The sequence below is a fragment of the Halomonas sp. ANAO-440 genome (assembly GCF_019915905.1).
In the GTDB taxonomy this organism is placed as follows: domain Bacteria; phylum Pseudomonadota; class Gammaproteobacteria; order Pseudomonadales; family Halomonadaceae; genus Halomonas; species Halomonas chromatireducens.
On record NZ_JAHXBV010000012.1, the window covers coordinates 108,508 to 129,245 of the forward strand.

Annotated in this window: 16 protein-coding genes; 4 read left to right on the forward strand and 12 right to left on the reverse strand. The window is 64.2% G+C overall.

The genetic code is table 11. The annotated features are described in order from the left end of the window. Positions 1-6 precede the first annotated feature (6 nt). From KZO25_RS10710 to KZO25_RS10725, 4 genes are all read right to left on the reverse strand, one after another. Positions 7-300 carry a hypothetical protein gene (locus tag KZO25_RS10710; protein ID WP_223136953.1) on the reverse strand — a complete coding sequence of 98 codons (294 nt, stop codon included), beginning with the start codon at positions 298-300 and terminating at the stop codon, positions 7-9. A gap of 349 nt (positions 301-649) precedes the next feature. After that, the gene (locus KZO25_RS10715) at positions 650-2,509 is read right to left on the reverse strand and encodes an ABC transporter ATP-binding protein (protein WP_223136954.1); all 1,860 of its coding nucleotides are present in this window, start codon (positions 2,507-2,509) and stop codon (positions 650-652) included. 117 nt (positions 2,510-2,626) lie between these two features. Beyond that, entirely contained in the window at positions 2,627-4,369 is a 1,743-nt protein-coding gene (locus KZO25_RS10720) for a peptidoglycan DD-metalloendopeptidase family protein (RefSeq protein ID WP_223136955.1), read from the reverse strand. A gap of 256 nt (positions 4,370-4,625) precedes the next feature. Continuing rightward, a complete protein-coding gene (locus KZO25_RS10725; RefSeq protein WP_223136956.1) occupies positions 4,626-5,477 on the reverse strand; it encodes a pirin family protein in 852 nt (283 codons plus the stop codon). 97 nt (positions 5,478-5,574) lie between these two features. Here KZO25_RS10725 and KZO25_RS10730 point away from each other — a divergent pair, with 97 nt between their 5' ends. Continuing rightward, positions 5,575-6,492 carry a LysR family transcriptional regulator gene (locus KZO25_RS10730; RefSeq protein WP_223136957.1) on the forward strand — a complete coding sequence of 306 codons (918 nt, stop codon included), beginning with the start codon at positions 5,575-5,577 and terminating at the stop codon, positions 6,490-6,492. An 89-nt stretch (positions 6,493-6,581) separates the two neighbouring features. After that, on the forward strand, positions 6,582-7,586 hold the full coding sequence (locus KZO25_RS10735; protein WP_223136970.1) for a glutathione S-transferase family protein: 1,005 nt from the start codon (positions 6,582-6,584) through the stop codon (positions 7,584-7,586). A gap of 607 nt (positions 7,587-8,193) precedes the next feature. Here the strand turns inward: KZO25_RS10735 and KZO25_RS10740 are convergent. Continuing rightward, entirely contained in the window at positions 8,194-8,643 is a 450-nt protein-coding gene (locus tag KZO25_RS10740) for a YaiI/YqxD family protein (RefSeq protein ID WP_066447874.1), read from the reverse strand. A 436-nt stretch (positions 8,644-9,079) separates the two neighbouring features. Between KZO25_RS10740 and KZO25_RS10745 the strand changes: the two genes are divergently transcribed. After that, a complete protein-coding gene (locus KZO25_RS10745) occupies positions 9,080-10,783 on the forward strand; it encodes a DEAD/DEAH box helicase (protein ID WP_066447876.1) in 1,704 nt (567 codons plus the stop codon). 215 nt (positions 10,784-10,998) lie between these two features. On the opposite strand, the gene KZO25_RS10750 is transcribed toward KZO25_RS10745, so the two are convergent. The 4 genes from KZO25_RS10750 to KZO25_RS10765 form a co-directional block, all read right to left on the reverse strand. Continuing rightward, positions 10,999-12,498, reverse strand: coding sequence for a sodium:solute symporter family protein (locus KZO25_RS10750; RefSeq protein ID WP_223136958.1), 1,500 nt, complete (start codon positions 12,496-12,498; stop codon positions 10,999-11,001). A 143-nt stretch (positions 12,499-12,641) separates the two neighbouring features. Next, positions 12,642-13,034 carry a RidA family protein gene (locus KZO25_RS10755; RefSeq protein WP_223136959.1) on the reverse strand — a complete coding sequence of 131 codons (393 nt, stop codon included), beginning with the start codon at positions 13,032-13,034 and terminating at the stop codon, positions 12,642-12,644. Then, positions 13,031-14,518 carry an N-acyl-D-amino-acid deacylase family protein gene (locus tag KZO25_RS10760; RefSeq protein WP_223136960.1) on the reverse strand — a complete coding sequence of 496 codons (1,488 nt, stop codon included), beginning with the start codon at positions 14,516-14,518 and terminating at the stop codon, positions 13,031-13,033. Before KZO25_RS10760 ends, KZO25_RS10755 begins: the two co-directional genes overlap by 4 nt. 1 nt (position 14,519) lies before the next feature. Then, complete coding sequence (locus KZO25_RS10765) at positions 14,520-15,383, reverse strand: MurR/RpiR family transcriptional regulator (RefSeq protein WP_223136961.1); 864 nt, start codon at positions 15,381-15,383, stop codon at positions 14,520-14,522. Between the two features lie 128 nt (positions 15,384-15,511). Here KZO25_RS10765 and KZO25_RS10770 point away from each other — a divergent pair, with 128 nt between their 5' ends. Next, positions 15,512-16,732: an amino acid deaminase gene (locus KZO25_RS10770; protein WP_223136962.1), complete on the forward strand. Its 1,221-nt coding sequence runs from the start codon at positions 15,512-15,514 to the stop codon at positions 16,730-16,732. Positions 16,733-16,872: 140 nt separating this feature from the next. On the opposite strand, the gene KZO25_RS10775 is transcribed toward KZO25_RS10770, so the two are convergent. From KZO25_RS10775 to araD1, 3 genes are read right to left on the reverse strand one after another with little or no spacing between them, the layout of a single operon-like run. Beyond that, complete coding sequence (locus KZO25_RS10775) at positions 16,873-18,042, reverse strand: fumarylacetoacetate hydrolase family protein (RefSeq protein ID WP_223136963.1); 1,170 nt, start codon at positions 18,040-18,042, stop codon at positions 16,873-16,875. Between the two features lie 3 nt (positions 18,043-18,045). Then, positions 18,046-19,623 carry an aldehyde dehydrogenase (NADP(+)) gene (locus tag KZO25_RS10780; RefSeq protein WP_223136964.1) on the reverse strand — a complete coding sequence of 526 codons (1,578 nt, stop codon included), beginning with the start codon at positions 19,621-19,623 and terminating at the stop codon, positions 18,046-18,048. A gap of 27 nt (positions 19,624-19,650) precedes the next feature. Beyond that, the gene (araD1, locus tag KZO25_RS10785) at positions 19,651-20,643 is read right to left on the reverse strand and encodes an AraD1 family protein (RefSeq protein WP_223136965.1); all 993 of its coding nucleotides are present in this window, start codon (positions 20,641-20,643) and stop codon (positions 19,651-19,653) included. Between the last annotated feature and the right edge of the window lie 95 nt (positions 20,644-20,738).

Sequence of the window (20,738 nt, forward strand, 5' to 3'; positions counted from 1 at the left end):
CCGTAGCTAAGCCAGGTGTGCTCCACAACGGGGACAGGTATCACGAGCGCTTTCGGCTGCGGCGGGCTTGGCGCCGGCATCAACCTCGGCATCAACTCTGGCATCAACAAGGGTATCTACTGCTCGCTCGACAGTGGAGCGCTCCGGGTGCAGCGGTACCAGCGTGCCGCGTTCCCAGCGCAGGCCGATGTCCTTGAGCATGCGGGGGTCGCAGTCGCGCAGCGAGGCATCACGACGACGGTTGGCGTAGTGGGTGCGCACGGCGCGCAGCAGACGATAGGTAATACGTAGTAGTGCCATGATCTCGGTCTCCTTGGTGCAGGAGGCCGGGACTTGTGCGCGAACAGGATATGACCGGAGGCGGTGATACTTGGCCGCGACAAGTGCCGCGGCCAGGGTCCTTCAGGTGTCGATCTTGCGACGGCTGGCACACGGCAACGGGCGTACTCGCATTGCGTTTTCATTGACGCAATGTAGTGAGCTCGTTGTGGCGATGCGGGCTTGCCAGCGCATGATGGATCCGTCCTGAGGGGTGTCGTTGGTGAAAGGGAAAGAGGTCGTCTCGAGACGACCTCTTTCTTTTTAGCCAATCGCTGATCAAGCGTCAACTGATGGAGCGTATCAAACTGTAGCTGGGGCAGCGTCGGCCTCAGCGATAGCCCTTGGCCTGAAGGCGGAACAGCCGGGCATAGCGGCCGTTGGCGGCCATCAGCGACTCGTGGTCGCCCTGCTCGATGACCTCGCCACCGTCGATGACCAGGATGTGGTCAGCGGCGCGCACGGTGGAGAAGCGGTGAGAGATGAGAATGGTCATCTTGTCCCGGCTGTGTTCGCGGAAGTCGTCGTAGACGGCGGCCTCGGCGGCGGCATCCATGGCGGCGGTGGGCTCGTCCAGCACCAGAATGTCGGCGCTCTCGCGCATATAGGCCCTGGAGAGGGCGATCTTCTGCCACTGGCCGCCGGAGAGCTCCTGGCCACCCTTGAACCAGCGCCCGAGCTGGGTGTGGTATCCCGCCGGCATCTCATTGATGAACCCCTCGGCAAGCCCGCGTCGGGCCGCCTGTTCCCAGCGGGCCTCGTCCTCGAAGGAGGCCACGTCGCCGGCGCCCAGGTTCTCGCCCACCTTCATCTGGTAGCGCACGAAGTCCTGGAAGATCACGCCGATGCGCCGGCGCAGGGTCTGGACGTCCCAGTCGCGCAGGTCGCTGCCGTCGAGCAGGATTCGCCCTGCGCTGGGTTCGTAGAGTCGGGTCAGCAGTTTGATCAGGGTCGTCTTGCCGGAACCGTTGGCGCCGACCAGGGCCAGGCTGCCGCCGGGCGTGACGTGCAGCGAGATGCGGGTCAGCGCCGGCTTGTCGGCGCCGGGGTAGGTGAAGCTGACGCTCTCGAAGCGGATCCCGTCGCCGGGAGTCGCTCCCTCGGTCAAGGCGCCTTGCTCGGCGGCCACCGGCTGCTCCAGGTACTCGTAGAGATTCGACAGGTAGAGATTGTCCTCGTACATGCCGCTGATCGAGGTGAGACTGGCCGACAGCGCCGCCTGGCCCTGCTTGAAGACCATCAGGTACATGGTCATCTCGCCCAGGGTGAGCTGGCCGGTGACCGTTTCCACCACCACCCAGGCGTAGGCGCCGTAGAAGGCGGCCGTGCCCAGCAGGCCGAGCAGAAAGCCCCAGGTCTCGCGGCGAATCGTCAGGCGGCGGTCCTCGCCGTAGAGCGTGCCGAAGATCTTGCGGTAGCGATCGAGCAGCAGTGGCTCCAGCCCGAAGAGCTTGACCTCCTTGATGCTGTCCTCGCGGGCCAGCACGGTCTCGAGGTACATCTGCATGCGAGTCTGCGGCGAGCGCCAGCGAAACAAACGGAAGGCGTCGCCGGAAAACTTGGCCTCCGAGGCGAAGACCGGCAGAGCGCCGATCAACAGGATCAATATTGCCCAGGGCGAAAACTGCACCAGCAGCACGCCGAAACTCACCAGGGAGATGGCGTTCTGCATCAAAGAAAAGGTCTTGTTGACCAGGCCGAGTGGACGAATCGATGCCTCGCGCCGGGCACGGGTCAGTTTGTCGTAGAACTCGGAATCCTCGAACTGGGCTAGCGACAGGGTGCCCGCCTTCTCCAGGATCATCACATTGACCTTCTGGCCAAGCAGGGCGCGCAGCAACGACTGCTGACCCGAGAGCCCGCGCTGGGCCATGGCGATGGCGGCGATGACGCCGGCTTCCGCCAGTACGTAGCGCAGCACCGGCCACCACTCGACCTCGCCGGTGTCGCGGTGGTGGGCCATGGCGTCGACGACCGAGTCGACGATAAGCTGGCCGATCCAGGCGGCAACGGCCGGCAATATTCCCGCCACCAGAGTGCAGACGGCCAGGCCCACCGTGAGCGGCCGTGAGGTCTGCCACACCAGGGCCAGCGCACGGCGGCTGTAGCGGAACACGCCAAAGAAGGTGCTCAGGCGATTGCCTGCGGGGGGCGGGGCCGGAATTGGGTTGCGCGAGTATGACGAGGACAAGCGGCGTCTCCGGAAGGGGGCCTGCGCCAGCGTCCATTCTGGTCAGTCAGGTCTATCCTGAACGAGCCGACGCCCCACCGGTCGGCGGGGCGTCGGATAGGGCGGAGGCGTTTCGCCTCAGTCGGCGTCGCTGTCCTGTGCCTGAGCGACCACGGTGCCGGTTTCCCCGGAGCGCAGGACGGCAAGCAGTGGTTCGGCTTCCTGCTGGAAGGCCATCAGGCGCTCTCCCTCGAGGCTCTGACTTTCCGGCAGTTCCACCTTCATGGCGTCGACGGCGGTGTTATTGACGATGACCTCATAGTGCAGGTGAGGGCCCGTGCTGCGCCCGGTGTTGCCCGACAGGGCGATGCGCTCGCCCATCGTCACCCGGTCACCGCGGCTTACCAGTGGGCGCGACAGGTGCAGGTAGCGGGTTCGGTAGCCGTTGTCATGGCGAACCACCAGGTAGCGACCTGCCACCGGATGATTGCCGACCTTCTCGACGCGTCCGTCGGCCGGCGCCTGTATCGGCGTACCCACCGGCATGGCCCAGTCGGTGCCGCGGTGGGGGCTGACCCGCCCGGTGACCGGGTGAGTGCGTCGCGGGTTGAAGCCGGAGCTCATGCGATAGCTGCCCTCGAAGGGGTAGCGGCTGAAGGCGGGGTCGAGGCTCTGCCCATCGGGGGTATAGTAATTGTTGTCGGCACTGTTGCGTACAAGAGTGAGGTCCATGCGCGCGCCCTCATACTGGATCGCCAGTATACGGGAGTCGAAGCTGGCACCGTCGATTATGTCGGACTCCATCAGCACCTGGAACTCGTCACCGCGGCGGGTGTCGCGCCGGAAGTCGAGTTTCTTCTCCAGCAGTCGCGATATCTGAGCGACTTCGGTGCTGGAGAGGCCGGTGGCCTGGGCCGAACGGGCAAAGCTGCCGCTGACGCTACCGGCGAACAGTCGCTGCGTGGCTTCGCCGGCACGCTCAATGGTGGCGACGTCGAAGCCCTCGTCCTCACGCTCCAGCAGGAAGCCTTCGCGTGCGTTGCGCATGACGCGCATGGCCTGCAGTCGGTCCTGTTCATCCAACTGGTATTCGAAGGTGTTGCCGACGCGCCAATGGGTCAAGATCCGCTGATCCGGCAGGCTTTCCAGCAGGCGGATTGCTTCGCTGTAGCCGAGGCCCAGCTCATTCTGGGCCAGCACGGCAAAGGTGTCGCCCTGCTGCACGGTATAGGTCCGCCACTCGGGCACGAAGGGCTCGTCGGCGGCCATTTCGTGATCGAAGACGATGGGGCCATCCTCGAAGAACGCGAGCTCTGCTTCGTCATACTCCTCGTAGGAGGTGGCATCGGCGGCGAGCGCTTCGTCATCGGTGTAGGTATCGTCCAGCATGCCGCTGGCCAGGGTGCCGATGACCATTGCCATGTGCAGTGCGCCGGAGTCCAGGGCGGTGACCAGCTCGACGCTGGGGGCTTCCTGCTCGGTGGAGGCGACCACCTCGTCCAGTTCGGCTTTCGGCGGCGAGGCAATGAGCTCGGGGGCGGCCTGGGCTTTGGGGATGCCGGCCAGTGCATCACCGTTGAGATCGATGATCTCGGTGGGCTTCAACTGGGAAAGGGGGATGTAGCCGCGGGTGGCGTCGATGGCCTGGGTAGCGACTTCGATGGCATCGGCTACCGAATAGCGGTCGCTGCTGAGAGAGGGAAGGCCGGGTTGGGCTTCGGGCGACATCGGATAGAGTACGGTTTCGGGTATCTGGCCCTGTCGCTGTGTGTTCTCGACGAGGGTGACAATCTTGTGTGCGCCCAGCACTGTGACCATGGTGGCAACGGGTAACAGTAATAGCTTATGCGTGCGGGGCAGCGAATGAAGGATTCGCAACATGGTGTTTGGCCATATAAATAAGTGACATGAATATAAAAAGGCATGGGAACCTTAACCCATGATATATGGCATGCCTAGACTGTAAGAATATACAGTTATGACCACCCCGGGAGAATTCTGACGTTCTCCCGGGTCATGTCTCTATTTTCAAACACCGTTTCTCAACATTTCCATTGAACGGTAACGGGGCAGAAAACACAACCCCTGTCCGGCTAGCGTTCAAGCTGAGCGAATGAACCTGGAGGGTCCTGTTGCATCAGGATGCAGTGAAGGTGCCATCGCGGTAGTCCGCCAGGGCCTGCTCGATCTCGTGGGGATGATTCATCACGAAGGGACCATAGTGGACGATGGGTTCGCGGTGGGGCGTGCCGGCCAGGATCAGGCACTGAGCGCCTTCCTGACTGCGCAGAGCCAGCCGCTGCCCGTTGCCGAGGCGTGCCAGTTGTCCTGCCCCTACGGCCTCTCCGTCGATCATGAGCTCACCCTCGAAGACATAGACTGCCAGGGTTTCGTCGGCCATGATCAGGCTCAGCGTGCCTCCGGCAGAGAGTCGGGCATGGCCCACGGCACCCTTGCCTGCCAGGGCGTCAAGCGGTCCTTCCACGGCATTGCCGCCTTCGTTTTGCCAGCGGCCTCCCAGCGCAATCAGTTCAGCCCGGTCGCCCTGGAGATGCGGCATTTCGTCACTACGAACGTCCCGGTAAGTGGCCGGACTGAGCTTGTCCCTGGCGGCCAGGTTGAGCCAGAGCTGGAAGCCGTGCAGGCCCTGGCTGTCGGTCAGTGGCATTTCTGAATGCACGATACCCCGCCCGGTATGCATCCACTGGGCATCGCCGGCGCGAATGGTGCTCGTATGGTCGAGATGATCCCCATGGGTCAGCCCCCCATGGAGGATATAGGTCAGGGTCTGGATGCCGCGATGGGGGTGAGGGGGGAAGCCGCCAATATAGTCGTCTGGGCTGTCGGAGCCCAGTTCATCGAGCATGAGGAAAGGGTCGATGCCGCCACCGAAATCGTGGATGCGCTGTATCTTGACCCCATCGCCGTCCTGGCTGGGATGGCTGTGAATCAGGTTGGCGATGGTACGGTTCTCGAGGGGAGCGGCCATGGAAGTGGCTCCAGTGTCAGTATATAGCTGGCATTTTAAGCCGCTTGTTTCGAAAATTAAGCGCATAGTTTTGCCGCATTCATTCGAGGATATCGAAATGTCCCGCGTTACTCTGGCCCAATGGCAGATGCTGGCGGCGGTAGTGGACCACGGTGGGTTTGCGCGAGCTGCCGAAGTGGTACACAAGAGCCCGTCGACGCTCAATCATGCGGTGCATAAGCTGGAGCAGCAGCTTGGTGTACAGGTTCTGGAGCCGGTAGGGCGCCAAGTGAGGCTCACTGAAGCCGGTGAAATGCTGCTGCGACGAGCGCGACAGCTGATCGAGAGCGCCGAGGCGCTGGAGGATGTGGCAGGGCGGCTGGCGGAAGGTCTTGAGGCGGAAGTGGTGCTGGCAGTCGACCAGATATTTCCTCCTCAGGCCCTGGCTGTGGCGCTGCGCCGCTTCTCTGCCGCCTATCCCCATGTGCGGGTGCAATTGCATGAGACGGTACTCAACGGGGGTATCGAGATGCTCTACGACGGCCGCGCTGACCTGGTGGTTTCCGGACTCGCCGCACAGGGGTTTCTTGGCGAACTGCTTGCCCCGGTGCGCTTCATCGCCGTGGCCCACCCGGAACATCCACTGCATTTGCTGGATCGACAGCTCGACCTGCGTGACCTGCTGCGCCACCGCCAACTGGTGGTGCGCGACTCGGCGCTTCGCCAGTCGATGGATGCCGGCTGGCTCAAGGCCGAGCAGCGCTGGACCGTTAGTCATCTCGAAACCTCGATCGACATGGTGCGGCGCGGCCTGGGTTTCGCGTGGTTGCCCGACACACGCATTACGCACGATATGGCGGCGGGCAAGGTGAAGGCGCTGCCCCTGGCCGCCGGTGGCGTTCGAGAAATTCCCGTTCAGTTGATTTTTCGCGACCGGGATCGTGCCGGGCCGGCGACCCATGCCATGGCCGAAGTACTTCATGGGGCGGTTGCCAGTGAATGTCCCGGCAGTAGAGGAGAGGTTCATTCGATTTAGTCGTATTGATGCGGCCAAAAACTGCACTTGAGCGCCGAGGAAATCGGCTTAATCTGATGGCAGACACATCATCTGACCGGGAGCTCATCATGGGGCTGTTGATCGACGGCAAGTGGCAAGACCAGTGGTACGACACCAAGAAGCATGGCGGCGAGTTCGTCAGGGAATCCGCCAAGCTTCGTGATTGGGTCACGGCGGATGGCGATGCGGGACCCGACGGGCAGCCGGGGCTTCCCGCCGAGGCAGGGCGCTATCATCTTTATGTGTCACTGGCCTGTCCCTGGGCTCACCGTACCCTGATCCTGCGCAAGCTCAAGGGGCTGGATTCGCTGATCGGCATGTCCTATGTCAGCCCCCTGATGCTGGACCAGGGCTGGACCTATGATGAGCAGGAAGGTTCGAGCGGCGACTCCGTCAACGGCGTCTCCTATCACCACCAGCTCTATACCATGACCGATTCTCGCTACACCGGGCGGGTGACGGTGCCGGCGCTGTGGGACAAGCGGGAAGGGCGCATCGTCAACAATGAATCCGCCGAGCTGTTGCGCATGTTCAACGATGCCTTCGATGACTTGACCGGCAACCGGCTGGACTTCTACCCGGCCGATCTGCGCGAGACCATCGATGTGGTCAACGACGATGTCTATGACCATATCAATAACGGTGTCTACAAGTCGGGCTTTGCCACCGAGCAGGCCGTGTACGAGAAGCACGTGCTGGCGCTGTTCGAGTCGCTGGATCGCATGGAGGCGAGACTTGCCGAGAATCGCTACCTGGCTGGCGAATGGCTTACCGAGGCCGATATTCGCCTGTTTACCACCCTGGTACGCTTCGATGCCGTCTATCACGGCCACTTCAAGTGCAACCTGCGCCGCATCGAGGACTACCCGAATCTCTCGAACTACCTGCGCGAGCTCTACCAGTGGCCGGGTATCGCCGACACGGTGGACTTCGGCCATATCAAGCGCCACTACTACTATAGCCACGACACCATCAACCCGACGCGCATCGTGCCGGCAGGTCCGTTGCTCGAGCTCGACCGCCCCCACGACCGGGAGCGGTTGGCGGGGAAGGGGATCAGAGAAAAAGAATGAAGCAGGAAGGGTGGGGACGGTATCACGGCTGGCAACACCGCCGGGAGGCTAGCGCATCCAGTCGCCGATGCGTCGGACCGGAGCTAAAGCTTCCTCCGACAGCGGTGTGGCGCCGTTGGTGAATAGAATCGCTGTTGGAGCGCTGCTTTGCATCGTGACTGGCGCCGCCAGGCGCCCTGGCGGAGGCTGCGGCGTTGGTGGAGAGGATCGCTGTTGGAGCGCTGCTCCGCATCGCGACTGGCGCCGCTAGGCGCCCTGGCGGAGGCTGCCGGAGTTGGCAACAACCGCGCCCATTGGCAACACCGCCGGGAGGCTAGCGCCTCCAGTCGTGATCTAAAGATACTCCAACAAATGCTTATCTCCCTTGGCCGAGAGGATCGCTGTTGGAGCGCTGGTTCCCATCGCGACTGGCGCCGGCAGGCGCCCTGGCGGAGGCTGCCGGCGTTGGCAACAACCGCGCCCATCGGCAACCCCGCCGGGGAGACCTGCGGCCTCCAGTCGTGATCTAAAGATACTCCAACAAATGCTTATCTCCCTTGGCCGAGAGGATCGCTGTCGGGCCAGAGTTGAAGCTTCCTCAACAAAGGGGAAATCGCCTGCCCGTCCCTTACCGCTGCTTCGCCAGCCACCTGTCCAGCGCATTGGCGAACTCGCGCCGGTCGGTGTCCGAATAGCCCTTGGGGCCGCCGGTGTGTTCGCCGCTGGCGCGCAGGGTCTCCATGAAATCCCGCATCTGTACCCGCGCCTTGATATTGCCCTTGTCGAGCATCTCGCCACGGGTGGTCATGACCGCCGCGCCTTTTTCGATGGCCTCCAGTGCCAGCGGCAGGTCGGAGGTGAGCAGAAGGTCGCCGGGAGCGAGACGGGCGACGATCTCGTTGTCGGCGGCGTCGAAGCCATGGCTCACCGCAAGGGACTTGACGCAGCGCGAGGGTGGCAGCGGGATCGTGTGGTTGGCCACGAACCAGGTGGGGGTGTCGGTACGCTCGGCGGCGCGCACGATGATGTCTCGCGCTACCTTGGGACAGGCGTCGGCATCGACCCACAGGGTTGGCATTGGCAGGTTCCTTGGATGAGAGTGACATGACCGTTAGCGTTGAAAGTACTGGCCAGGGGGAAGCACCGATGGTAGCATGCGCCCTCCTCGCATGTGCTGACCCCGCCATCATGACGATTCGCCGGTGCTGAAGTTGCCCGAGCCGAATCACCGAGACCTGCGGTTATCTACCGACAGTGTCCGAGATGTGAAGATGGAGCGCCACCAGATGCCGCCAACCGGCGACATCGGCGCAGAAAGGTCGCCTTAGCGGTTCGCAGGCCCCCAGGGCGCGAACCGGATGCCAGGTGCGACCGGCGTCCCCGATACCGTGACTCGCTCTGCCCTTCGGCCAATGATGGCCCTCGACAAGCGCAGTGCGCCCGACCGTTCTATTGCGTCGGGGATGCCTCAATGTGATTTTGCCGGCCGCTGCCGGCCTACCAAGGTGTGATTGATGACCTCGACTTCTGTCGCTTCGCCGAGCTTCGGCGATCTTGCTCTGTTGCCTGCCGTTCTCTCCGCTGTGGAAACACTGGGCTACGAGACTCCTTCCCCGATCCAGCTGCAGACCATTCCTGCACTGCTGGAAGGGCGTGACATGCTGGGCCAGGCCCAGACCGGCACCGGCAAGACCGCTGCCTTTGCACTGCCGATTCTGTCCCGCCTGGAGCTGACTCGCCGTGAGCCTCAGGTGCTGGTAATGGCGCCGACCCGCGAGCTGGCTCAGCAGGTAGCCGTGTCGTTCAGCAAGTACGGCCAGAACCTCAAGGGCCTGGAAGTCGCCACCCTGTGTGGCGGCCAGGAATACCGTGAGCAGCTGGGTGCCCTGAAGCGTGGCGCCCAAGTGGTGGTCGGCACCCCCGGCCGCATCATCGACCACCTGGATCGCGGTAGCCTCAAGCTCGACGGCCTCTCTGCCCTGGTGCTCGACGAAGCCGACGAGATGCTGCGCATGGGCTTCATCGACGACGTCAAGCGTGTGGTCGCCGATACGCCCAAGGATGCCCAGCGGGTCTTCTTCTCGGCAACGCTTCCGACCGAGATCGAGCGCATCGTCAATCGCTACCTGGTCGATCCGGTCAAGGTTGTGATCGAAGCCAGCGTGGGCACTGCTGCCAGCATCGACCAGCGTCTGGTACGCGTCGAAGGCGGCGCCAAGCTGGAAGCGCTGTCGCGCATCCTTGAGGTCGAGCCGGTCGATGGCGCCATCGTCTTCGTGCGGACCCGTGCTGCCTGTACCACGCTGATGGAGCAACTCTCTGCCCGCGGCGTGAACGTGGCGAGCCTTTCCGGTGACCTGGACCAGAGCCTGCGCGAGCGCACCATCACCCGTCTCAAGCGTGGCAAGGTCGATGTGCTGATCGCCACCGACGTGGCCGCCCGCGGCCTCGACGTGTCGCGTATCACCCACGTCATCAACTATGACCTGCCCCAGGACAGCGAAGCCTATACCCACCGTATCGGTCGTACCGGCCGTGCGGGCCGTACCGGCATCGCGATCACCTTCGTCGGCTCGCGCGAAATGCGCAAGGTGCGCTGGATGGAGCAGGCCACCGGTCAGCACATGGCTGATATGCCGATTCCCGACGAAGCCGCCATTCGCGCCCATCGGGATAATGCCTTCTTCCTGCGTACCCAGGGCGCCCTGACTGCCGGTGCCGAGGAGCAGCGTGCGCTGATCGAGCGCCTGGTCGCTGAAGGGCATGACCCCGTCGAGCTGGCCTGTGCCTTCGCCGCCATGGCTCGCGCCGACGAAGCGCCCATCGGCCGCATGCAGCCGCCGCGCAAGGAGCGTACCGAGCGCGATCCGCGTGACGGCAAGCCGGCGCGCCGCGAGCGTGGCCCCAGCGAAGGCATGACCCGCTACCGTGTCGCCGTGGGTCACAAGGATGGCGTCAAGCCGGGCCAGCTGGTCGGTGCCCTGGCCAATGAAGGGGGCATCGAAGGTGCCCGCATCGGTCGCATCGACATTCGCAATGCCTTCTCCGTGGTGGAGTTGCCGAGCTCGCTGCCGGCCAGCATCCTCGAGAAGATGGCCCGTGCCCGTGTCGCCGGTCGCCCGCTGGAAATCAGTGAAGACGCCGGTGCCACTGCCGAGCGCGCCCCGCGTCGTCGCCAGGATGGGGATGCCCCGATTCGGCGTCGCAACACGGCGTAAGTCCCCATGATCGTTTAGGCGATTGAGGACGCAAAAAACCCAGGCCGGTCACCCGGCCTGGGTTTTTTTTGTTAGTGCCTACAAAGGCCACGATAAACGCTCGACTATTCCAGCTAGGTACCTATTCCGCGAGCTTGATTTCGGTAGTGCAGCGATAGGTGCATGTGGCTCCTATGAATACTATGAGCAATAGCGAACCAATCGAGTACCGACGTTTATTGGCCGGATGAGGTGACCTGCGCTGCTGTGAGAGCCGCATCGGGAACCTGTTCCATACGCCGACGCTCTTCGTTGAGAATTTCCAGCGCCTGTTCGGATGTCACACGGGAAGCCGGCGTGAGCAAGCTGACAGCCACTCCGACGAACATTGCCACCGATACCGCCGGTATGCTCGGATTGCCCCAATAGGCGCTCCAATCGGCGTTGGCAATGATCGATAGCGACGTTGCCGAGGCGCTTACCAAGGTGGCTACCGCCCCTTGCCAGTTGTAGCGCGGCCAGAAGCGACCAAGCAGGGCACAGACGAAGAGCCCGGCCATAATGGTGGCGATCATGCGAGTGATATAGGTGATCACATTGTCCGATGTCAGGGCGAATGCCAGTGCCAGGCCAATGGTGGCGACCAGGGCGATGCGGGAGAAACGCACAACGTTATGGGCTGAGGGCGCCTGGCCCGTGACCAGCGTATAGAGATCGCGCATCAGCGTGGAGACCCCGGCAATGGCATCCGAGCTGGCGCTGGACATGGTCGCTGAGAGTCCTGCCACCAGAAGCAGCAGGCCGAGCCCAAGGGGCAGCACCTCAGTGGCTAGGAAGGGGAAGGCGTAGTTACTGTTCTCGAGGCCGGGATTCAGTGCATGGGTGGCCATGCCGATGATTGCCGGAATGATCGAGAAGCCCAGGTAGAGCACGCCGGTGATCACGAAGGAGCGGCGCACCGAAGAGACCGACTCGCCTGAGTAGATGCGCTGGCGGAACGAGGGGGTGGCGAGTACGCCAACGGCGATTACCGCCGCGAGCGACAGTGCCGGTAGGCCACCGATCGCCCCGATGCCGAGGAAGCTGGCCGCACCGGCATCCATCCCGGCGGTCAGCCCCGAGAAGCCGCCGACCTCGACCAGGGCGAGTACGGCCATCAGCAGGAAACCGGCGAACAGGATGACCGCCTGCACGGTATCGGTCCACACCACGGCGAAGTAGCCGCCGATCACGCAGTAGATGCCGAAGCCCAGCGCCACCAGGACGCGTGCGGTGTTGAGGTCGATGCCCGCCATCCAGGAGAGGTAGAGCCCGCCGCCCAGGATATGCGCACCCAGCCAGCCGATGCAGGCGATATAGATCAGCACCGCGACCAGGTTGCGCACCAGGCGGTTGGCACCCACGTAGTAGGCGAGCTCCTCGCTCATGGTCATGAATCGCAGCTGGCGTACTGGGGCGAACAGCAGCGCCAGCAGTAGCACCCCGACGGCACCCCCGATGCCGTACAGCGCCCCAGCCCAGCCGTTGGCGTAGCCGAACCCCACCGCTCCCATGCTCGATCCGGTGCCGACCATGGTGGCCACGGTGGTGCCGATGGTGAGGAATAGAGGCACGCTGCGCCCGCCGAGCAGGAAGTCGTCGCCGCTGCCGCGCTTGTGGCGGGAGATCCACCAGCCGAAGCCGATCATGGCGACGACGTACACCAGAAAGGTGGTAAGGAATATTTGACTGTTCATGGTAGCCTCTTGTCGTTGTTTGCCCGGCCGTTGCCGCGGCCAGGGTAAGCAATGTCACGATTGCCGGCGGGTTGATCTTGTCTTGTGAGGTCCCGTCGACGATCCGGTGTCGTGCCCTTGCCGGGGCACGGCACCCCCTCTTTCTAGGCCCGGTCGGCCCGGAAACACTTGACGTCTACCTCTACCTTGCATTCCACCACCAGGTCCTGGACGCTGCAGATGCGTGCCGGCGGGTTGTCGCCGAACACGTCGCGGAACACCTTGTTGAACGACGAAAAATAACGCGCGTCGGTGAGCACCGCCGTCACGTGCACTACGTTCTCCACGCCATAGCCGGCCTCGCGCATGATTGTCAGGCAGTTGTCGAAGGCGTGCCGGGTCTGCTCGACGATGCCGCCCTCGACTACCTCGCCGTCTCGCATCGGCGTCTGGCCGGAAACGTAGAGCCAGCCGCCGGCTTCCACGGCGCGTGCGAACGGCAGCTTCTGTCCGCCGGTGCCGACGCCGCCCTCGATGCCGTATCGGGTAATGCTCATTGCCATTTCTCCTTGGTGGGAATGTGTCGGGAAGGCGTATCGGTGATGCGCCTCGTGCGGCGCAGCATGCGTCCGGCACGTTCGCCGGTAGCCTCGCCTTGGCGATAGCCGATGACACCGTTGACCATGACCATCTCGATGCCCCGAGCCGGGGCGATTGGGGTGTCGTAGTCGGCGGTATCGGCGAGGGTATCGAGGTCGAACAGCGTCAGATCGGCAAAGGCCCCGGTGCGGATCACGCCGCGATCGTCGAGGCCGAAGTTGGCGGCCGACAGGCCGGTCATCTTGCGCACCGCCTCGGCCAGAGGCATCAGGCCCAGGTCGCGGCTATAGTGCGCCAGCACGCGGGGGAAGGCGCCCCATAGCCGCGGGTGCGGGTGCGGATCGTTGGGCAGGCCATCGGAGCCGACCATCGACAGGGGATGGGCCAGTACCCGGCGCATGTCATCCTCGCTCATGTTGTGGTAGACCGCCCCGGCCGGCTGCAGGCGCCGCGCCGCGTCCAGCAGGGACACGTCCCAATCGGCGGCAATGTCCGCGAGCGGGCGGCGGGCCTGCTCGGGATGTGGTTCGGACCAGGTGATGACGATCTCGATCTCGTCGGTGACCTGACCTAGGTCGAGGGTCGAGGACCCGGCGGTGTAGGGGTAGCAGTCGCAGTGGGCGCATTGGTAACGTGCCGCCCCTTCGAGTTTTTCCAGGGCATGTGGTGCACCGCCCCAGTTGCCGGCGCCGGCGCACTTCAGGTGTGAGATGACCAGCGGCACCTGGCCGTGGCGTGCAGTGGCGAAGGCTTCGTCCATCGCCTCGAACAGCCCGGCGAACTCGTCACGCAAGTGCGTAGTGTAGACGCCGCCGGCCCGGCCCAACGCGGACACCAGCGGCTGCATTTCTGCCGTGGGAGCATGAAAGGCGTTGCGGTAGGCGAGACCCGAGCTCAACCCCAGGGCGCCTTCGCCGAGCGCTTGACGCAGCAGGTGCTCCATTCCGGCGATCTCAGCGTTACTGGCGGGACGCGCAAAGTCGTTCATCACCTGGCTGCGCAGGCTGGTATGGCCTACCAGGGCGGCGACGTTGATGCTGGGGATCGCCGCCTCCACAGCCTCGGCGTATGCGGCGAAGCTTGGATAGCGGAAATCCTCGGTGCGACCCAGCAAGTTCATGGGGTCGGGAACCTCGCCCGTAAGGGTCACTGGGCTCGCGCTGATGCCGCAATTGCCTACCACCACCGTAGTCACCCCCTGGGAGAGCTTGGGCAGCATCTCGGGGGAGCGAATCACATTGGTGTCGTCATGGGTGTGCACGTCGATGAAGCCTGGAGCCAGGTAGCGACCGTCGGCGTCGATCTCGCTGACTGCCCCGGAGGAGGAGAGATCTCCCACGGCGGCGATGCGATCGCCGCGTACGGCCACGTCGGCCCGGAAGGGGGCAGTGCCGGTACCGTCGACGATCCAGGCGTTGCGGATCAATAGGTCATAGCGCATGTCAGTCTCCCAGCGGCTGGCGATTATCGCCGCCGCGATGGGCATCGAGGGTGAGTTTCAGGCGGCGCAGCTTGTCGCGGGAGCGCTCGCGATGGCGCAGGGCCAGTTCCAAGGCCAGCACGTCGATGGCGGCGAGCATGGCGTAACGGGAAGCTGAAGGGTGATAGATGAAATCGGTCTCGCGAGCCGCCACCGGTAGCATCACGTCGGCATGTTCTGCCAGGGGCGAGCCCTGTGCGGTAATCGCCACAACCTTGGCACCGTACTGGCGGGCGATCCGTGCCGACTCCACCATCTCAGGGGTATGGCCAGTCACCGAGAGCACCACCACCACGTCATCGGGGTCGAGGGTCGAAGCCACCATACGTGGCAACAGCGCCTGCGGATAAGCGCAAATCGCATAGCCGAGGCGCACCAGGCGGAACTGCATCTCTTGAGCCAGCATGCTGGAGCCGCCACCGGCGCCGAAGACGAGGATCTGGCGGGCGGCGTCGAGCCGATCCACGGCGCCGGCCACGTCGGCCTGGGCCATTAGGTCGCGGTTCACGGCGAGGGTCTGGGTGGCGATCTCGTAGACCGCGGCGGGGCCGTCCTCGGGTGCCGACTCCTGGATGAAACGCCGGCCTGCGGCCAGTGACCGTGTCAAACGGGTCTTGAGGTCGCGCACGTTGTTGCAACCCGTGGCGCGAGCGAAGCGTGTCACGCTGGCATCGCTCACGCCGGCTCGGGCGGCAATCTCGCTGATGCTTGCCTCGGTGACGAAGTCGATATCGGCGAAGATCAGCTCGGCGACTTTCTTCTCAGCGTCGCGCAGGCTGGCGAAGTCCGCCGTAATGCGGGAAAGGATGTCAATCTCTTGGCTCACCGAAGGGCTCCTGTGTTGCCTCGCTTGAAAAATATGTTAGTTTCTAACTTTGTGTCAAGCTGATGTGAAAATAACTATCAGTAAGTTCGTATTAAGAGGAGGTATTCATGCAAGAAGGGGGGAGCAGCATGGCGAAGGGAACTGGCACTGAAAGGGGAGGCGTCGACAAGGGAACCGTTGAGCTGGGGGCCGACCTGGTGAGCGGAGTCAGTCTGCCGGCGGCAGTGATTCATGAGGCGCCGCTGGCACACAATCTAGCGTGGATGCAGCGCTTCACCGAAGTCCATGGCGCTCGCCTGGCGCCCCACGGCAAGACCACCATGACGCCGGCCCTGTTCAAGCGTCAGCTCGAGGCTGGGGCATGGGGCATTACTTTGGCTACGGCACCCCAGTGCCGTGCGGCCTTCTCCCATGGCGTGCGACGCCTGCTGATGGCCAACCAACTGGTGGGACAGGCCAATATGGCCATGGTGGCGGACTTGATCGCGGCCGGCGCCGATTTCTACTGCGTGGTGGATGGGGTCGATAACGTGCGCCAGTTGGGACGCTTCTTCGCCGAGCGAAACCAGCGCCTGGCGGTGCTGATCGAGCTGGGCGTACCGGGCGGGCGCTGTGGTTGTCGCAGCCAGGCGGCCGTGCAGACCCTGGCTGAGGCCGTCGCGGCCGAACCGGCTCTGGTCCTCGCCGGGCTGGAGGGCTACGAGGGCGTTGTACACGGCGAGGATCCCGCCGCTGCTGTACGCGACTATGCTCAGCGCCTGGTCGAGACTGTGCTGGCGCTAGAGTCGGCGGGGCGATTCGATGTGGCCGAGCCCATCATTACCGCCTCAGGCTCCGCCTGGTACGACCTGATTGCAGAAGCGTTCCAGGCCGCCTCGTTACAGGATCGTTTCGTGCCGGTGCTGCGCCCGGGCTGCTACGTGGTGCACGACCATGGCCTTTATCGTGAGGCCCAGCGCGATGTCATGAGGCGACGCCCCGACCTGCAGCGTGGGCTCGAGCCGGCATTGGAGGTCTTTGCCCAGGTACAATCGCTGCCCGAGCCTGGCCTGGCGATCATTGCCCTGGGCAAGCGCGACATTGGCCACGACCAACTACCAGTGGTCCTGCGCCGCTACCGCGAAGGAGGCGATCCAGGGGAAATGCTCTCCGTCGTAGGGTGGCAGGTGACCAAGCTGATGGACCAGCACACCTTCGTGCACCTGCCCGGAGATGTCGACGATATCGCCGTGGGCGATATCGTCGCCTTCGGCGCTTCCCATCCATGCCTCACCTTCGACAAGTGGCGCCAGCTGTTGTTGGTGGATGAGGCGCTGAAGGTCAAGGATAGCCTGGCAACCTGCTTCTAGTCGGCCAAAGGTGCAGCGCTTCAGGCCTCGCGCTTGTCGTCGGCTAATTGCGATACCCTAGGGTTGCCGTCATGCAGCGGCTGGATGGACTCAACCCAGGCCGGTTACCCGGCCTGGGTTTTTTGTGCCCGTGCCAGTGGCTAGCGCTGGTGCGCCAGCCACTGGCGAATGCCGAAGGTCCAGGGGGGCAGGGTGTCGCTATGGTCGACACGGTTGATCAGTGCGCCTAGCGCCGGCGTGGCGATGGTGACGGTGTCACCGATATGGTGAGTAAAGCCCTGGCCTTCGCCGTCGCGGTCCTGGATCGGCGAGAACATGGTGCCGAGGAACAGCATGAAGCCGTCCGGGTACTGATGGTGGGCACCGATGGTCTGACGGACCAGATCCAGCGGGTCGCGGCTGATTTCGCGCATATCGCTCTCGCCTTCCAGCAGGAAGCCGTCGTCCTCGCCCTCAATGCGCAGCGACACCCGCGCCGTGCGCACACTGTCGAGGGTGAAGCGTTCGTCGAACAGGCGAATGAAGGGGCCGATTGAGCAGGAGGCATTATTATCCTTGGCCTTGCCCAGCAGCAGGGCGCTGCGCCCCTCGATGTCGCGCAGGTTGACGTCATTGCCGAGAGTGGCGCCTTTCGGGGTTCCGATAGCATCCACCGCCAGCACGATCTCCGGCTCGGGATTATTCCACTTGGAGGCCGGGTGAAGCCCGACGTAAGCACCAAAGCCGACTGACGAGAGGGGCTGGGCCTTGGTGAACACTTCGGCATCGGGACCGAGGCCCACCTCCATGTACTGAGACCAGGCGCCGCGGGCCTGCAGGGCGGCCTTGAGCGCCATGGCTTCATCGGAACCCGGTGCAATGCGCGACAAGTCCTTGCCGATCATCTCATTCAGCTCGGCACGCAGCTGGCTGGCCCGGGTGGCATCGCCACCGGCCTGCTCCTCGATCACCCGCTCCAACAGGCTCACCGCAAAGGTGACGCCGCAGGCCTTTATGGCCTGCACATCGCAGGGTGCGAGCAGGTAAGGGGGCAACTGTGGTTCGGCCAGGGAGTTTGCCAGCAGGCTGGTTACGTTCCCCAGTGAGTCTCCTTCGACGCGCTGAGCAAAGTCGGCGGCATCGCCGCGGTCGAGCAGGTTGGCCATGCAGTTGCAGTGGGTGGAAATGTCGATCACTTTGCCCTGGCGCACTACCACCAGGGCAGGACCGGCCGGTTTCGATCCCGCGGCTTCACGCCAGACGCGACCCACCAACAGGGCCTGATCGTAATCCTCGGGGAGATACTCGCTCGTCTTGTTTTCGTCGTTCACGTCTCATGCCTCACGTTTGCCATCAACCAGCCGCGATACGCCCCAGGGGTTGCCGTTCTTGAGCGGCTCAGGCAACAGGCCCTCCGGCAGCGCCTGGTAGCACACCGGGCGCAGGAAGCGGAAGATCGCCGCGCTGCCCACCGAGGTGGTGCGGGAGTCCGAGGTTGCCGGGTAGGGGCCGCCGTGGACCATGGCATGGCACACCTCCACGCCAGTGGGCCAGCCGTTGGCCAGGATCCGCCCCGCCTTGCGCTCGAGAATGGGCAGCAGCCCCCTGGCCACGGCGAGATCACCGTCGTCCATCTGCAGGGTAGCGGTGAGCTGGCCTTCGAGCTCGCCGGCCACGCGCTGCATTTCCTGCACGTCCCGGCACGCGATCACCAGCGAAGTGGCGCCAAACACCTCCTCCTGCAGCTCGGGATCAACGAGGAAGTCGGCCGCCGAAGTGACGAACAGCCCCGCCTGGCAGGGGTGGGCCGACTCGCCGGCCTGCCCGCGGGCCACTTCCCTGACCTTGCCGTTGCCGGAAAGCCGACCCACGCCCTGCTGGTAGGCGTCGTGGATGCCCGGGGTGAGCATGGTCTGGGCGGCGCTTGCCTTCACGGCATCGCCCGACGCTGCGATGAAGGCATCGAGTTCGGGACCCTTCACTGCGATCACCAGCCCCGGGTTGGTGCAGAACTGCCCGGCGCCCATGTTCAGCGAGGCGACGAAGCCCTCGGCGATCTTGTCGCCGCGGGCCTTCAAGGCCTCGGGCAGCAGGAACACCGGATTGATCGAGCTCATCTCGGCGTAGACCGGGATCGGCTGCGGGCGACTTTGTGCCGTCTTCATCAGCGCGGTGCCACCGCTACGGGAGCCGGTGAAGCCCACCGCCTGGATGCGCGGATCGCTGACCAGCGCCTGGCCGATCTCCCGGCCTGAGCCGAACAGCAGCGAGAAGACGCCCTCGGGCAGGCCACTCTTTTCGACAGCGTTCTGCACCGCACGACCCACCAGCTCCGAGGTGCCGGGGTGGGCGGAGTGGCCCTTGACGATCACCGGGCAGCCGGCGGCCAATGCCGAGGCGGTATCGCCACCGGCCACGCTGAAGGCCAGCGGGAAATTGCTGGCACCGAACACGGCAACGGGGCCCAGCGGAATGTGACGCTGGCGCAGGTCTGCACGGGGCATCGGCTCGCGTTCGGGCAGCGCCGGGTCGAGGCGCACGTCGAGCCACTCGCCGGCGCGCACCACGGCAGCGAACAGGCGCAGCTGACCGCAGGTGCGACCGCGCTCGCCCTCGAGACGCGCCCGGGGCAGTCCGGTCTCGGCGATGGCGCGCTCGATAAGTGCCTCGCCGACGGCTTCGATCTCAGAGGCGACCGTCTCGAGAAAGACGGCGCGCTGCTCCAGCGTGGTCTCGCGGTAAGTGCCAAACGCCGCCTCGGCGAGCTGGCAGGCACGCTCGACCTCGGCCTTGCCGCCACCCTCGTAGGTGGGCTCGAGATTCTCGCCAGTGGCGGGGTTGACGGCGTTGATGGGCTTGGAACTGCCGCTGACGGCCTCGCGGCCGATGAGCATCTTGCCTTGCAGGGTCATAAGTAAACTCCTTGTGTCATGCAGCCCCTAGAGCGATTTCACGCCGATAGGGGGCGTCTCCATCTCGAAGCGTAGTGGATTGCGCAGGGGGCGGCCGAGCTCGGCCAGCTCGATCTCGAAACGGTCGCCGTCCCGGGTCTGAATGCCATCGGCGAAGCTCAGGGTGGCGGTGCCGAAGAAATGCACGTGGACATCACCGGACCGACGAAAACCCGAATATTTGAAGTGGTGATGCTCCAGGTTGGCCAGGCTATGGGCCATGTTGGCCTCGCCGGTGAGAAACGGTTTCTCCCAGACGGTCTCGCCTCCTCGCACGATGCGGCTGACGCCCTCCAGGTGATCGGGCAACTCGCCGATCAGCAGCTCCGGGCCGATACTGCAGGCGCGCAGCTTGGAGTGGGCCAGCCACAGGTAGTTGAAGCGCTCGGTGACATGGTCGGAAAACTCGTTGCCGATGGCATAGCCAACCCGCCAGGGCTGGCCGTCGTCACCGATGACATAGAGCCCGGCGAGCTCCGGTTCCTCGCCGGCATCCTCGGCAAAGGCGGGCACCGGGATCTCGGTTTCCGGGGCGATCATGCAGTCGCCGTCGCCCTTGTAGAACCACTCCGGCTGGGCGCCGGTCTCGCCTGGGGCGGGCTTGCCGCCCTCCACGCCGAGCTTGAACATGCGCATGGAGTCGGTCAGTTCCGTTTCGGAGACCTGTGTCTTGGCGTGCATGGCCGAGCGCGTGTCGGCGCTGCCCAGGTGAGTGAGGCCGGTGCCGGTGACCAGGCAGTGGGCCGGGTCGGGGTGGGTCAGCGGCGGCAGCAGGCGTTTCTCGTCGATCAGTTGCTGGTAGTCGACCAAGTTGTCGTCAAGTCGAACGTCGATCACCGCCTGAAGAGACTGTCCGCTGGCGATAGCGATCTGTGCCAGGGCATGGGTGCCGCCCTCCACGATGATGGGGCGCACGGTATCGGTGGTTTCCACCACGGCCACCCGTAGCACGTTTCGGTCGAGATACTGAATCAAACGCATGCAAGATTCCTTGTGCGATCCAGGGGATCAATTGCCGCGCACGGCAGTGATATCGGGCAGCCAGGTGACGATGCCGGGGAAGGCGATCAGGATCA

Coding starts and splice junctions, on each gene's coding strand:
- KZO25_RS10710 (WP_223136953.1), bottom strand. CDS start 300: ATGGCACTACTACGTATTACCTATCGTCTGCTGCGCGCCGTGCGCACC.
- KZO25_RS10720 (WP_223136955.1), bottom strand. CDS start 4,369: ATGTTGCGAATCCTTCATTCGCTGCCCCGCACGCATAAGCTATTACTG.
- KZO25_RS10725 (WP_223136956.1), bottom strand. CDS start 5,477: ATGGCCGCTCCCCTCGAGAACCGTACCATCGCCAACCTGATTCACAGC.
- KZO25_RS10730 (WP_223136957.1), top strand. CDS start 5,575: ATGTCCCGCGTTACTCTGGCCCAATGGCAGATGCTGGCGGCGGTAGTG.
- KZO25_RS10735 (WP_223136970.1), top strand. CDS start 6,582: ATGGGGCTGTTGATCGACGGCAAGTGGCAAGACCAGTGGTACGACACC.
- KZO25_RS10740 (WP_066447874.1), bottom strand. CDS start 8,643: ATGCCAACCCTGTGGGTCGATGCCGACGCCTGTCCCAAGGTAGCGCGA.
- KZO25_RS10745 (WP_066447876.1), top strand. CDS start 9,080: ATGACCTCGACTTCTGTCGCTTCGCCGAGCTTCGGCGATCTTGCTCTG.
- KZO25_RS10750 (WP_223136958.1), bottom strand. CDS start 12,498: ATGAACAGTCAAATATTCCTTACCACCTTTCTGGTGTACGTCGTCGCC.
- KZO25_RS10755 (WP_223136959.1), bottom strand. CDS start 13,034: ATGAGCATTACCCGATACGGCATCGAGGGCGGCGTCGGCACCGGCGGA.
- KZO25_RS10760 (WP_223136960.1), bottom strand. CDS start 14,518: ATGCGCTATGACCTATTGATCCGCAACGCCTGGATCGTCGACGGTACC.
- KZO25_RS10770 (WP_223136962.1), top strand. CDS start 15,512: ATGGCGAAGGGAACTGGCACTGAAAGGGGAGGCGTCGACAAGGGAACC.
- KZO25_RS10780 (WP_223136964.1), bottom strand. CDS start 19,623: ATGACCCTGCAAGGCAAGATGCTCATCGGCCGCGAGGCCGTCAGCGGC.
- araD1 (WP_223136965.1), bottom strand. CDS start 20,643: ATGCGTTTGATTCAGTATCTCGACCGAAACGTGCTACGGGTGGCCGTG.